The sequence below is a fragment of the Escherichia sp. 20412-1 genome, from assembly GCF_003027595.1.
In the GTDB taxonomy this organism is placed as follows: Bacteria; Pseudomonadota; Gammaproteobacteria; order Enterobacterales; family Enterobacteriaceae; genus Escherichia; species Escherichia marmotae.
The window spans coordinates 29552-42508 of record NZ_PYQM01000030.1; the positions used below are offsets into that span (position 1 = coordinate 29552).

Below are 12957 nucleotides of genomic sequence, written 5' to 3' on the forward strand. Positions count from 1 at the left end.
CCCGTCTGCATTGGTGGGTAAGCAATCATCTTCAGGTTTATTGGATATATAGCAATATAAGGAGGTGAACATGGGTAACTCTCATGATGAGGCTATTCAGCAGGCATACGATGCTTATGACGACTTAATGCTGGATAAACGATATATCAGGGACAATGATGCCTGGGGAGATTTAAGAATTGACCGTGAAAATGGTGCAATCTCATTATTGCTGAGATGGAAATATAATTGGATAAAAAGATGGGATGCAAAAACTGATTGGACAGATATGGAGAAAAATACCTTTCATGGGAAAGTTATTTTTGTCATTAATCAAACATGGAATAATAAGATTTTTTTATCCGTTTCTGGGAAGTCTGAGTTTGTCAGTAAGTTTAATGGTAAGGATTTAACTTTCACAATAGAAATAATTCAGACTGATCGTCATGGGTATTGGGATGTAGTGGTGTTTAAAATTGATAATGATGATCCAAATAGTTTTCGTCAGAGTTCCATTGTCTGGAATAGTCGATACGTGGAACTTGACTCTAAAGATATAGTTGCTGCAGCTAAATGTCTTGGTTCATCAAAAATTTGTCATGAGCAAATAGGGTTGTCTCACGAGCTTGGGCATATTATTGGATATCTTACTGATGAATACTATAGTGATGATGCAGATAAAGCAACTACACCATTCTCCGGGGATGCCAGTGCGTTAATGAATATTGGTATGGAGCTGCGCTCTCGTTATATGGGAAATGTCATTGAGCGGTTAAATAGAATGGTTCCGGGTTCTAATTTTTTTGTGAAAAGCGTAAAAAAATGAAAATAATATACGCTGTGATTATTTTTTTGATAGTGGGTGGGGCGAAAAATAACATGTCTGATATTCCTGGGCATGCTTATCTGAATGCGAGTGGTGTGTATAATGGAGTTGAAGAGAATGTTCTATTAAATAACTATGGTCAGCCAGCGTATGAATTTATAAAACCTCGTTATAAATTTGTTGGTGAATATTATATAGAAATTGAAAATACCTATCGCTCAACAAATCCTGAATTCAGAAATATCCCCATCAAAGAAATATTTTGGCATTTGCCGGGGGATTTAAATCTGACATGTTTTTTTCATTATAAAGATGGACAGTGGCGGGTTATTTCTTATTTTTTCTGGCCGCCGGGCGCTAAATTCTAATCCGATATTAAAGGAATAAATATCATGAGTTTTGTATCTACGGGTAATAAATCTGGCAGTAATGGTGGGCCAGCCATCACCACGCCGCCAATAGCCGGAGAAAGTAGTGCTGTAAGCGCAGGTTCAGCCGCAACAGATGTAGCTGATGCAGCCGAACAGATGGCAGAACAGGCAGCAGCGGATCTGTTTGGTGCGCTGCCGGAACCATCGGGACTGGTGAAAGCGGCGGTAGCCGCAGCGCAGGCCGCCGCTGCGGCGGCAGGGATCTCGGATATGGCTGGCGCAGTTCAGGATGCGGTGGCGTCGCTTGCAGCCGGTGGACCGGGGGCGCATAACATCACTGTAAGCGGTAGTGCGGTGCCACCGCAGATGCTGTTGTTCGCGGGGATGAATGGTTCGGAAGGGCTTGGAAATCTGTTTTCCTACACTGTGCAGCTTAAAACTCCAGACACCCTGAACCTGGGCTACGTTTCGCCCGCCGCCAATCTGCCGCTCAAGCCGATGGTGGGCAGAGATCTGTGCGTCAGTATCGAACTGGACGGTGGCGGAAAACGGTATATCAGCGGGCTGGTGACCGCTGCGCGGGTAGTCGGCCATGAGGGACGTTCGGTCACGTATGAATTACGCATTGAACCGTGGCTGAAACTGCTGACCCACACCAGTGACTACAAAGCTTTCCAGAACAAAACCGTGGTGGATATTCTCAGTGAAGTACTGGATGAATATTCCTTTCCGGTGGAAAAGCGGCTGGTGGAAAATTATCCGCCCCGCGCCTGGCAGGTACAGTACGGTGAAACTGACTTTGATTTCATTCAGCGCCTGATGCAGGAATGGGGGATTTACTGGTGGTTTGAACACAGTGAGAACAGCCACACGCTGGTGCTGGCTGATGCCATCAATGGTCATAAAGCATGCCCGGACTCGCCGCTGGTGGAGTGGCACCAGGAAGGACTGAAGCTGGATAAGGAGTTTATCCACACCATTACGGCCAGTGAGAAGCTGCGTACTGGAAAGTGGGTGCTGGACGATTTTGATTTTATGAAGCCACGTTCGCTGCTGAAAAGTACCGTAGCTAGTCCGCGCGATACCGGTCATGCTGAATATGAGCATTACGAATGGCCTGGTGATTACTTCACTACGGGAGAAGGTGAGATGCTGACGCGCATTCGTATGGAAGCACAGCGCAGCCCCGGCAGCCGTGTTGGCGGGGCGGGAAATATCCGCACCCTCATGACGGGCTACACCTTCACGCTGATGAATCATCCGACGGCAGAAGTTAACCAGGATTACCTGTTGGTACAGACCACGCTGTTTTTACGGGATAATGCGCAGCACAGCGGTCAGAACCAGCATTTTACCTATGTCACCACGTTTGAACTGCACCCCACCTGCGAAGTTTACCGTCCACAGCGAACCCTGAGCAAACCCCACACCAAAGGCCCGCAGAGCGCCATCGTCACCGGCCCGGCGGGGCAGGAAATCTGGATGGATAAATATGGGCGGGTGAAGGTGCAGTTTGGCTGGGATCGTTACGGTAACAATGACGAAAACAGCTCCTGCTGGATCCGTGTCAGCTATCCGTGGGCGGGGAAAGGATTCGGCATGATCCAGATCCCGCGCATCGGCCAGGAAGTACTGGTGGACTTTAAAAATGGTGACCCGGATTTACCGATAATCATCGGGCGCACCTACAACCAGGACACCATGCCACCGTGGGGGCTACCGGGCATGGCGTCGCAGAGCGGGATATTCAGTCACTCGTTAAAGGGCGGGCCGACGAACGGAAACATGCTGCGCTTTGATGACAAAACGGGTGCGGAAGAAGTGAAGTTCCACGCGGAAAAAGATCTGAATACTACGGTAAAAAACAATGAAACGCATACAGTCATGGTCGATCGCACAAAAACCATTGTTAAAAATGAAACCATCAGCGTGGGAGAAGACCGCAATGCCACCATCACAAAAAATGATGGGCTTTCCGTCAAACAGGCCCAAACCATCAATGTCGGAACGACATATCGTCTGGACGTTGTCGATCAATTTACCCTTCGCTGCGGCAATGCAGCGCTTGTATTACACAAGGATGGCTCGATTAAGTTTTGCGGAAAACAACTTTTACTGCACACCAGCGATGTTATGCAACTCATTGGCAGTGGAATTGATATGAACCCGGATGGCGGCAAAGCCATGACTGCGGATGATATTGCCCCGTTACCTACCCCGGACGCTTCTGAATAAAAAATATAAAAGGAATTTTTTCTATGACCAGCCTTTACCGTATTCAGGAGGGCAGCTTTGCCCTGCCTGAAACTTTTCTTGACCGCACCGTCAATATCTTCGTCCCGTCGGGCAATGAGAGAGCATCACCCAGCCTGAATATTTCCCGCGACACGCTCAGGCCAGAGGAAAACCTGACGACCTACATTGATCGCCAGATAGCATTGATGAAAAAAAACCTTGGCCAGCATCGGGTACTTTCGCGGGGAACGGCACTGGCGGGAGCCGGCGAAGATGCCATGACAGGTGAGCAGATCCTCGCCACCCACCGTTCTGGAAAAACAGAAGTGTATCAGCGTCAGGCCGGGTTTATCACCGGGTCAGCAAAGGTACTGGTGTTGACGCTGACCAGTCAGCGCCCTTTTGATGAGCACACCGACCAGCTATGGACTGCATGGTTGACCAGTTTTCAGCCTGCTAAAAACTAAAAAACAGGGAGGTTTTATCATGTATGAAGCCGCACGGGTGGATGATCCTATCTACCACACCAGCGCCCTTGCCGGTTTTTTGATAGGAGCCATCATTGGCATTGCCATTATTGCCGCCGCCAGCTTTGCTTTTGCTACCTGTGGTTTTTTTGCCGGACTTGTTCTGGGATTTCTGGCTGATCAGATCGCTTCCGGAGTCCTGCAACTTGGGGAGGCCATCGGGCGCTCGATACATTCCACAGCAGGAAAAATTCTGACCGGATCTGATAATGTCAGAACTAACAGTCGCCCGGCCGCGCGCGCCGTACTGAGTACGGTGATATGCGAAGACCATTCTCCGGAAATCCGCATTGCCCAGGGTTCCGGCAACATCTACATCAACAGTCAGCCTGCCGCCCGAAAAGATGATCATACTGAATGTGATGCGGTGATTGAGGATGGCTCCCCCAATGTCTTTCTCGGCGGCGGTACGCAGACGGTACTGGAAATCAGCCCGGAAATCCCGGACTGGCTGCGTCAGGTTGTGGATGTGCTGTATGTGGTCGCCGGAATGCTGGGGGGGCTGGCTGGAGCCTCGCGTCAGGCGACAAAGATGGGCTCGAAATTTGGCACAAAATGCGCGGCAAAATTTATTGGTGGCGAAATTGCCGGGATGGGCATTTCCGAGGCCGCTATGGGATTGTTCAGCAACCCGGTTGATGTAACTACCGGGCAAAAAATTCTGCTGCCGGAAACGGATTTCACCCTGCCGGGCCGCCTGCCTGTTACCTGTTCGCGCTTTTATGCCAGCCATCTGGAAACTGAGGGGCTACTGGGCAAAGGATGGCGGCTGAACTGGGAAATAACCCTGCGCACCGATGAGAAATATATCACTCTGATTGGCGGCCAGGGGCGTGAGTTAAGTTATCCGAAAGACATGCTGACGCCGGGGCACCAGATATTCGATCCGGAAGAGCAGTTTTACCTGAGCCGCCTGCATGACGGACGCTATGTACTGCATTACACCGACCGCAGCTATTACATATTTGATGAATTTGATGACCACGGCGTCGCACCGTTACTTTTTATGGAGACGCCCTACCGACAGCGTATAGCTTTCGGGCGAGAGAACGGCAGGCTGGTGCGGGTGGCTTCCAGCAGCGGGCACCATCTGTTATTGCACCGCACAATGACTCCGGCGGGGGAAAGACTTTCGCATATTGAACTGGTGAAGGGAGGACGTCCCGGTAACCTGGTGGAATATCGTTACGACAATAACGGGCAACTGACCGGTGTGGTGAACCGGGCCGGTGTGGCAGTGCGACAGTTCGCCTATGAAAATGGCCTGATGGCAGAGCACCGCAACGCGACGGGCTTCACCTGTACCTACCGCTGGGAAGAGATTGAGGGGGTTCCCAGGGTGGTGGAGCACTCGACCAGCGATGGCGAGGATTACCGGTTCCGCTATGATTTTGCTGGCGGGCAGACGGTGGTTACCGGCAGGCCGGGGCATAAATGGCAGTGGTGGTTTGATGAACAGACGTATGTGACTGCGCACCGGACGGCGGGCGGGAGGATGTACCGCTTCACGTACAACGAAAACCATTTTCCCGTAGCAGTTGAACTCCCCGGCGAACGCAGGGTAACGCTGGAATACGACACCCTGAGTCGGGTGGTGAAAGAGACGGATCCGGCAGGCCGGGTGACACAGACGCAGTGGAACGGCAGTTTTGATGAAATCACTCGTCGTGCGCTGGATGACGACCATGTGTGGAAAGCGGGTTACAACGAACACGGTCAGGTAATACAGGAAACAGACCCGGAAGGACGCGTCACGCGCTACGGGTATGATGAACAGGGGCTGGCAGTCAGCCGCACGGATGCGAGGGGCGGCCTGGTTGCGCTGGTGCACGATGCGCGCGGTCAACTGGTGCATTACACCGACTGTTCAGGGCGCGCCACGGGTTATGAATACGATGAAGACGGCAACCTGACGGCGGTGACGGACGCGGAAGGGAAAACGGTACACATCAGCTATAACCGTCTGGGACAGCCGGAGACAGTCAGCCATCCGGGCAAACAGCAGGACCGTTACACCTGGAACGCGCTGGGATTACTGAGCAGCCACCGTCGTCTTACGGGCAGTATACAGAGCTGGCAGTATACGCCGCGGGGGCTGTTGACGCTCCACACGGATGAAGAGAAACGGGAGACGCGCTGGCATTACACTGCGGAGGGGTGGATTGCCAGCCTGAGCAACGGCAACGGGGCGCTTTACCGGTTCAGTCACGATGCGGATGGACGACTGACGGGAGAACAGCGCCCGGACGGCCTGATACGGATGTTTGCGCTGAATGCGGGCGGGTATCCGGTCATCACCCAGACGCAGGGTACAGAAGGCGGGGTGCGTAATGAGCGGCAGGAGCGTGATGCGCTGGGCCGCCTGTTGCGCAGTGACACGCAGCACAGTACACGGACCTTCAGCTACAACCGTCTTGACCAGATAACGGAGGTGACGCTCACCCCCACGGAAGAAGGTGAGCGTCTGCACCACATGCAGGCGGACAGGGTGCGCTTCGCGTATGACCGCAGCGGGTGGCTGACGGCAGAGCACAGCGTACACGGCAGCATAAAGTACCGGCGTGACGCGCTGGGCAACCCCACCGATATCACGTTACCGGACGGGCAGCACCTCAGCCATCTTTACTACGGCAGCGGGCATCTGCTCCAGACGGCGCTGGATGGTATCACGGTCAGTGAATATGAGCGTGACAGCCTGCACCGCCAGGTGATGCGCACCCAGGGGGCGCTGACGACGTTCAGCGGCTACAACGCCGACAACCGGTTAAGCTGGCAGCGCAGCCTGCCAGGCGGCAGCCGGAGTCCGCAACAGGCCGGAAATCCCCCGACACAGAGCGACAGCGTGACGGGGCGGGATTACATCTGGAACGCAGACGGTGAAGTCAGCGGCATTAACGACAAACTGCGTGGCTGCCTGGTGTTCAGCTATGACCGGAGCGGCTGGCTGACCGGTCGTACGGGGCAGATGTACGACCATGACCATTATTATTACGACAAAGCGGGCAACCTGCTGACGGATGAATATCAGGGAGCGGTGATGGACAACCGCCTGCCGGGCTACGGGCGTGACCGTTACCGCTATAACGAATGGGGTGAACTGACAGAGCGGCGAGAACAGCAACTGGAGTGGAACGCACAGGGTCAGTTAACGCGGGTCATCAGCAGCAACAGCGAGACGCGGTATCAGTACGATGCGCTGGGCAGGCGTATCAGCAAGGCGACGTATGGCCGCCATACGAACCAGAGGGAACAGCGGCGGACGACGTTTGTGTGGGAAGGATTCCGGCTGTTGCAGGAGACAACGTGGCAGGGAAAGCGGACGTACCTGTACGATGCGGAACAGCCGTACACGCCGGTGGCGGCTGTCACGGGGCGCGGGGAAAGCCGGAAAATCTGGTATTACCACACGGACGTGACGGGCACGGTGCAGGAGGTGAGCGCAGCGGACGGAACGCTGGTGTGGGCGGGCTACCAGGCGGGGTTTGGTGAAAACCGGGGCGACATCAGCAACAGCGGGGCGTACTTTGAACAGCCGCTGCGACTGCCGGGGCAGTACTTTGACGAAGAAACGGGGCTGCATTACAATCTGTTCAGATATTATGCGCCGGAGTGTGGGCGGTTTATCAGCCAGGATCCGATAGGGCTGAGAGGCGGATTAAACCTTTATGCTTACGTCAAAAATCCACTTACTTGGATCGATCCTTTAGGTCTTGCTGGTTGTAGTGCTCAATTTAAGTCGAGAAATGAAGCTTTCAGAGCTGCGAAAAGAGATACTGGTATTCCAATGAATCAACAACCAGATAGAATATTTAATTCTAAAACTGGGTTTTATGGTGATCATAGAAATGTACCAATGACTGATTCCAGAAAAAATCCTATTTTTGATAGCAATGGTAATCAAGTCTGGACAAGGGAATATCAATTTACCAGAGCAGATGGAACTAAAATTATTATCCAAGATCATTCTGCTGGGCACTCTTATCCAAATGGAATAGGAAATCAAGGTCCTCATTTAAATGTGAGACCAATTGAAAATACTCGAACGGGTTCAGTTCCTGGTACATTTGATCATTATGAATTTTGAGGAGAGCGACATGTACTGGAATGATATTGATGGTAGTATATTATTTAACAAAGTTTTCACTAAATCTATTGAAGTAAATGAAATCGATGTCTTTGACATAAAAATAGATCGTGAAGCTGCTACAGTAATAATATCATTTGACTTGGTAAATGAATTACCAGATAACCCACCGCCGAAATGGGTTAAAGGTTATAATAGATGTAGGTGTGGTATAAATTGTAGCGGGGTTAAATATTTAAAAATAGATGGTATGTCTACAGATATGTTGGCAAAAATAGAAATACATACTGATAATAATGAAGTTATAATAAAGGGGACTGATATCCTTTTAAATCTAAAGTGTTCTCACATACAACTTATGGGGCCTTCGGTATATATTAGCCAATAAAATAAAAGCCGGGAAAGAAATTAAATCTTCCCGGCTTTTGTTTTTTTATGCTTCGTGCAGTACGCCAGATATCCCGTCCTTCATCCCCTTAACTACCTGTTTAACCTGATAAAGTTCCTCGCGCAACTCCTGCACTTCGTCGCTGTCAGCGATGATGGTCAGCCACCCAGTGGCATTAATGACAGGCTGCCTGGTGTTCAGCTATGACCGGAGCGGCTGGCTGACCGGTAGTATCGGGCAGAGGGAACAGCGGCGGACGACGTTTGTGTGGGAAGGATTCCGGCTGTTGCAGGAGACAACGTGGCAGGGAAAGCGGACGTACCTGTACGACGTGGAACAGCCGTACACGCCGGTGGCGGCTGTCACGGGGCGCGGGGAAAGCCGGAAAATCTGGTATTACCACACGGACGTGACGGGCACGGTGCAGGAGGTGAGCGCAGCGGACGGAACGCTGGTGTGGGCGGGCTACCAGGCGGGGTTTGGTGAAAACCGGGGCGACATCAGCAACAGCGGGGCGTACTTTGAACAGCCGCTGCGACTGCCGGGGCAGTACTTTGACGAAGAAACGGGGCTGCATTACAATCTGTTCAGATATTATGCGCCGGAGTGCGGGCGGTTTATCAGCCAGGACCCGATAGGGCTAAGAGGCGGGTTAAACTTATATGTATATGCGCCGAATCCAATTAGCTGGATCGATCCGCTGGGGCTAAGTGGTGATAAGGTTAATGTCTATAAAGATGCTCCTTATCATGGTACAACTGATAATTCAGTAAAAAGTCGTGCCCCTACAAATGGTCAAGGCGCTTTAGATAATTCTGTTCAAGTAAAACCCACATCACCGAGACGTGTTGGTGTAGACGCTGCTAACAATGAAATCGTGGTATTAGATAAAACTCGTTCTTTGTCAGATAATGTGGATGAGTACCATGGTCATGTACGTGAGTGGGATGCTCTTGATAATAAACAGCAATCCGCCCTGATTAAGGCGGGTAAGACTACGAGAAAAGGAAGGATTTGTGAATAATAAAGATAAATTGCATCTTGAAAAACTGCTTAATTCTGAAGATGAAAAGCAAGTAGCTGAGACACTCCTTTATATAGCCTACAATGTTAAAGATATTTCATGGTCTGAAGAAGTATTCATGAGGATGGCTAATAATTCCAATGGTGATATATGTGGACTTGCTTTAACTTGCATTGGGCACTTGGCAAGAATAAATGGTAAAATAGATAAAGGAAAAGTCATTCCATTTCTAAAAGAGAAAATGGAAAATTCAAATGAGGTAATATCGTCAAGAGCTGAAGATGCGCTTGATGATATTAATGTTTTCACTTAGATTGTTGTATTTATAATGGGGAAACCGTACTAAGTTACGACCCGAACATCTGGTATGAACGGGGAAATGGTTAGATTTGCTTTCTTGATCCGATAGGGCTGAGAGGCGGATTAAACCTGTATGCTTATGCGCCGAATCCGCTATCATGGATCGATCCGTTTGGCTTATCTGGTGTAGGCATACCGTATGGTTTTAAGAGCTATGGGCAATTTAATCAATTTGGTCAAACCTTGCAGGCTGGAATGAGTAAACTGGGATATCCCGGCGCAGTTTCCTATATGCAAGGTAGTTCTGTATCAGGGGTTAGTTTTTCTACAGGTCAACCTTTTGATGTCGGTAGAGTTAGTGATTTTGATGTTGCTATTTCACATCCCGAATTATATAAACGTGCTGAACAATTAGGTATCGGAAAAGGTGGGAGAACAGGGCCAATTGATATGGGTAGCGATATAGCAAAATCTCTGGGGATTGATGATATTTTACAAAAATTATCCAGAATGTCAGGTGGTCGGCCGGTGAATGCAATGATTTTTGCATCTCCTGCGGAAATCAAAGCTAAAGGAAAAGGGATTAGAATCCCAGGGAAATGTGGTGGTTTATAAATGAAGAAATCATATTTTCTTAAATACGGTAGCGAAATTACTAAAGAAGAGATAAGTAAATTACTTGATGATAAATGGGATATAACTTGCTCTGAATATGATAGTTGTTACTTTGGTTTATATTTTTCATACTCTGGGCTTTACGCAGATAAGTTGATGATTACAGATAATTACATCCCTATATCTGATGAATGGTTAGATGAAGAAAATAAAAAATTCAAAACATTAATAAAAGTGTCATTCATTAATGGAAAGAATGCAGATAAATTAAGTAGATACAAATCCATGAAAAATATTTTTAATCATTTTGATAAACTATTTCTCATTAGTGAAGAGTGTATTGAAGAGAGCAGATAGTATGTTGATAAACAACAATACCTCACTAGCAGTCGTTTTGTTTCCTCGCAATTGAAGTAGATGGAAACCGGGAAGAATATTAAATCTTCCTGGTTTTTATATTTAACTCTCGTTCAGCACACTAAACATCCTGTTCCGCATCCCCTTAACAGACGGTTTAACCTGATAACGTCCCTTCCTCAGTTCCTGCACTTCGTCGCTGTCAGCGATGATGGTCAGCCACCCAGTGGCATTAATGACAGGCTGCCTGGTGTTCAGCTATGACCGGAGCGGCTGGCTGACCGGTAGTATGGGCAGAGGGAACCGCGGCGGACGACGTTTGTGTGGGAAGGATTCCGGCTGTTGCAGGAGACAACGTGGCAGGGAAAGCGGACGTACCTGTACGATGCGGAACAGCCGTACACGCCGGTGGCGGCTGTCACGGGGCGCGGGGAAAGCCGGAAAATCTGGTATTACCACACGGACGTGACGGGCACGGTGCAGGAGGTGAGCGCAGCGGACGGAACGCTGGTGTGGGCGGGCTACCAGGCGGGGTTTGGTGAAAACCGGGGCGACATCAGCAACAGCGGGGCGTACTTTGAACAGCCGCTGCGACTGCCGGGGCAGTACTTTGACGAAGAAACGGGGCTGCATTACAATCTGTTCAGATATTATGCGCCGGAGTGCGGGCGGTTTATCAGCCAGGACCCGATAGGGCTGGCGGGGGGGATAAACCTCTATGCTTATGCGCCGAATCCGCTGTCATGGATCGACCCGCTGGGGTTATTTGGTTGTGGTCCAAAAGCGCAACAACACATTCTTCATGGTGATGGTCCTGGTAGTGGTGGTCATATGTGGCTTGGTCAGCCAGGTAAAACGATTTTTCCTCAATCATGGGATGCGAAAAAGATTATTTCCGAAGTTGATGATATTGTGAATTCACCATCGACTAAATGGTATGCCCAGCAAGGAACTGGAGGCGCATTAACGAAAGCAGGAAAAGCTGCTAATTGGGTGGCATGGGAAGTCAGAGATGGAGTACAGATTCGAGTAGTTTTCCAACCAGCCAAGGGAAGAATAGTTACTGCATTTCCTGATAGTGGACCGATTCCACCTTTACCGGGCGCAAAATGATGACTACTGCTACTGGTATCGAGTTAAAAGAATTTGGTGAAAATTTTCATGACAGACTTTCTGAAGATGAACTGAATTATGCGTTGAGTTACATCGATTTTGGGGAAGAGCCATTAGCTTTTGAAATATTATGTGATTATATCTGCGAAAATGACCTTGTTATAACAAAGAGTGAATATGAGCATCTATGTACTTTTAATAATATCTTCAATAATTTGTTAGAACATGATGTTGTTATTTATTTAAAAAGATTAGTTAAATAGTAATAACGCCGGGTAAGAAATTAAATCTTCCCGGCTTTTTATTATTTAGCTTTCGTTCAGCACACTAAACATCCCGTTCCGCATCCCCTTAACCACCTGTTTAACCTGATAAAGCTCCCTGCGCAGTTCCTGTACCTCGTTGTTATCCGCAAGCAGGATCAGGCAACCTTCCGGGATCTTCACGGTAACGCCCGTGCCGATCTCAAATCCCGCTTCTCTCAGCCATTTTGTGCTGAATGCGAGCGGGTATCCGGTCATCACCCAGACGCAGGGTACAGAAGGCGGGGTGCGTAATGAGCGGCAGGAGCGTGATGCGCTGGGCCGCCTGTTGCGCAGTGACACGCAGCACAGTACACGGACCTTCAGCTACAACCGTCTTGACCAGATAACGGAGGTGACGCTCACTCCCACGGAGGCGGGGGAACGGCTGCACCACATGCAGGCGGACACGGTGCGTTTTGCGTATGACCGCAGCGGGTGGCTGACGACGTTCAGCGGCTACAACGCCGACAACCGGTTAAGCTGGCAGCGCAGCCTGCCAGGCGGCAGCCAGAATCCGCAGCAGGCCGGTAAACCCCCGGCGCAGAACGACAGCGTGACGGCGCGGGATTACATCTGGAACGCAGACGGTGAAGTCAGCGGCATTAACGACAAACTGCGTGGCTGCCTGGTGTTCAGCTATGACCGGAGCGGCTGGCTGACCAGCCGCACGGGTCAGATGTACGACCATGACCATTATTATTACGATAAAGCGGGCAACCTGCTGACGGATGAATATCAGGGAGCGGTGATGGACAACCGCCTGCCGGGCTACGGGCGTGACCGTTACCGCTATAACGAATGGGGTGAACTGACAGAGCGGCGAGAACAGCAAC

General features: G+C 50.0%; 11 protein-coding genes and 7 pseudogenes. 15 read left to right on the forward strand and 3 right to left on the reverse strand.

Annotated elements, in window-relative coordinates; all coding sequences use genetic code 11:
* Positions 1–70: 70 nt before the first annotated feature.
* Genes C7B16_RS17660 through C7B16_RS17685 form a run of 6 tightly spaced genes read left to right on the forward strand, consistent with a single transcriptional unit; the run spans position 71 to position 8410 of the window.
* Positions 71–805 (forward strand): hypothetical protein, encoded by a 735-nt coding sequence (locus C7B16_RS17660; RefSeq protein WP_107179957.1) that lies wholly within the window; start codon positions 71–73, stop codon positions 803–805.
* Complete coding sequence (locus C7B16_RS17665; protein ID WP_105225016.1) at positions 802–1173, forward strand: hypothetical protein; 372 nt, start codon at positions 802–804, stop codon at positions 1171–1173. Before C7B16_RS17660 ends, C7B16_RS17665 begins: the two co-directional genes overlap by 4 nt.
* Before the next feature lie 24 nt (positions 1174–1197).
* Positions 1198–3411: a type VI secretion system Vgr family protein gene (locus C7B16_RS17670; protein WP_107179958.1), complete on the forward strand. Its 2214-nt coding sequence runs from the start codon at positions 1198–1200 to the stop codon at positions 3409–3411.
* Positions 3412–3434: 23 nt separating this feature from the next.
* Entirely contained in the window at positions 3435–3878 is a 444-nt protein-coding gene (locus C7B16_RS17675; RefSeq protein WP_000203117.1) for a DcrB-related protein, read from the forward strand.
* 19 nt (positions 3879–3897) lie between these two features.
* Positions 3898–8022, forward strand: coding sequence for an HNH/endonuclease VII fold putative polymorphic toxin (locus C7B16_RS17680; RefSeq protein ID WP_107179959.1), 4125 nt, complete (start codon positions 3898–3900; stop codon positions 8020–8022).
* Positions 8023–8032: 10 nt separating this feature from the next.
* Positions 8033–8410, forward strand: a complete 378-nt coding sequence (locus C7B16_RS17685; RefSeq protein WP_000289912.1) for an Imm50 family immunity protein — start codon at positions 8033–8035, stop codon at positions 8408–8410.
* 45 nt (positions 8411–8455) lie between these two features.
* On the opposite strand, the pseudogene C7B16_RS25350 reads toward C7B16_RS17685, so the two are convergent.
* Positions 8456–8578 (reverse strand): annotated as a pseudogene (locus tag C7B16_RS25350) (toxin SymE, type I toxin-antitoxin system family protein); the annotation flags it as partial.
* 85 nt (positions 8579–8663) lie between these two features.
* Between C7B16_RS25350 and C7B16_RS17695 the strand changes: the two are divergent.
* The 5 genes and pseudogenes from C7B16_RS17695 to C7B16_RS17715 all read left to right on the forward strand — a co-directional run.
* Positions 8664–9123 (forward strand): annotated as a pseudogene (locus tag C7B16_RS17695) (RHS repeat-associated core domain-containing protein); the annotation flags it as partial.
* 303 nt (positions 9124–9426) lie between these two features.
* Positions 9427–9747 carry a hypothetical protein gene (locus tag C7B16_RS17700; protein WP_016262909.1) on the forward strand — a complete coding sequence of 107 codons (321 nt, stop codon included), beginning with the start codon at positions 9427–9429 and terminating at the stop codon, positions 9745–9747.
* 86 nt (positions 9748–9833) lie between these two features.
* A pseudogene (locus tag C7B16_RS25825) lies at positions 9834–9927 on the forward strand (RHS repeat-associated core domain-containing protein); the annotation flags it as partial.
* Between the two features lie 62 nt (positions 9928–9989).
* Positions 9990–10349: a hypothetical protein gene (locus C7B16_RS25355; protein ID WP_016262910.1), complete on the forward strand. Its 360-nt coding sequence runs from the start codon at positions 9990–9992 to the stop codon at positions 10347–10349.
* A complete protein-coding gene (locus C7B16_RS17715) occupies positions 10350–10706 on the forward strand; it encodes a hypothetical protein (RefSeq protein ID WP_016262911.1) in 357 nt (118 codons plus the stop codon).
* Positions 10707–10808: 102 nt separating this feature from the next.
* Here C7B16_RS17715 and C7B16_RS25360 read toward each other — a convergent pair.
* Positions 10809–10931 (reverse strand): annotated as a pseudogene (locus C7B16_RS25360) (toxin SymE, type I toxin-antitoxin system family protein); the annotation flags it as partial.
* An 84-nt stretch (positions 10932–11015) separates the two neighbouring features.
* On the opposite strand from C7B16_RS25360, the pseudogene C7B16_RS25365 reads away from it, so the two are divergent.
* The 3 genes and pseudogenes from C7B16_RS25365 to C7B16_RS17725 all read left to right on the forward strand — a co-directional run.
* Positions 11016–11507 (forward strand): annotated as a pseudogene (locus tag C7B16_RS25365) (RHS repeat-associated core domain-containing protein); the annotation flags it as partial.
* Between the two features lie 39 nt (positions 11508–11546).
* Positions 11547–11819: pseudogene (locus tag C7B16_RS25370) on the forward strand (EndoU domain-containing protein); the annotation flags it as partial.
* On the forward strand, positions 11816–12082 hold the full coding sequence (locus C7B16_RS17725; protein WP_000989061.1) for a MafI family immunity protein: 267 nt from the start codon (positions 11816–11818) through the stop codon (positions 12080–12082). The pseudogene C7B16_RS25370 and the gene C7B16_RS17725, both read left to right, overlap by 4 nt.
* A 45-nt stretch (positions 12083–12127) precedes the next feature.
* Here the strand turns inward: C7B16_RS17725 and C7B16_RS17730 are convergent, their stop codons facing one another.
* Positions 12128–12340, reverse strand: a complete 213-nt coding sequence (locus C7B16_RS17730; RefSeq protein ID WP_085448795.1) for a SymE family type I addiction module toxin — start codon at positions 12338–12340, stop codon at positions 12128–12130.
* Here C7B16_RS17730 and C7B16_RS17735 point away from each other — a divergent pair.
* Positions 12291–12957: pseudogene (locus C7B16_RS17735) on the forward strand (RHS repeat protein); the annotation flags it as partial. The gene C7B16_RS17730 and the pseudogene C7B16_RS17735 sit on opposite strands and share 50 nt — an antisense overlap.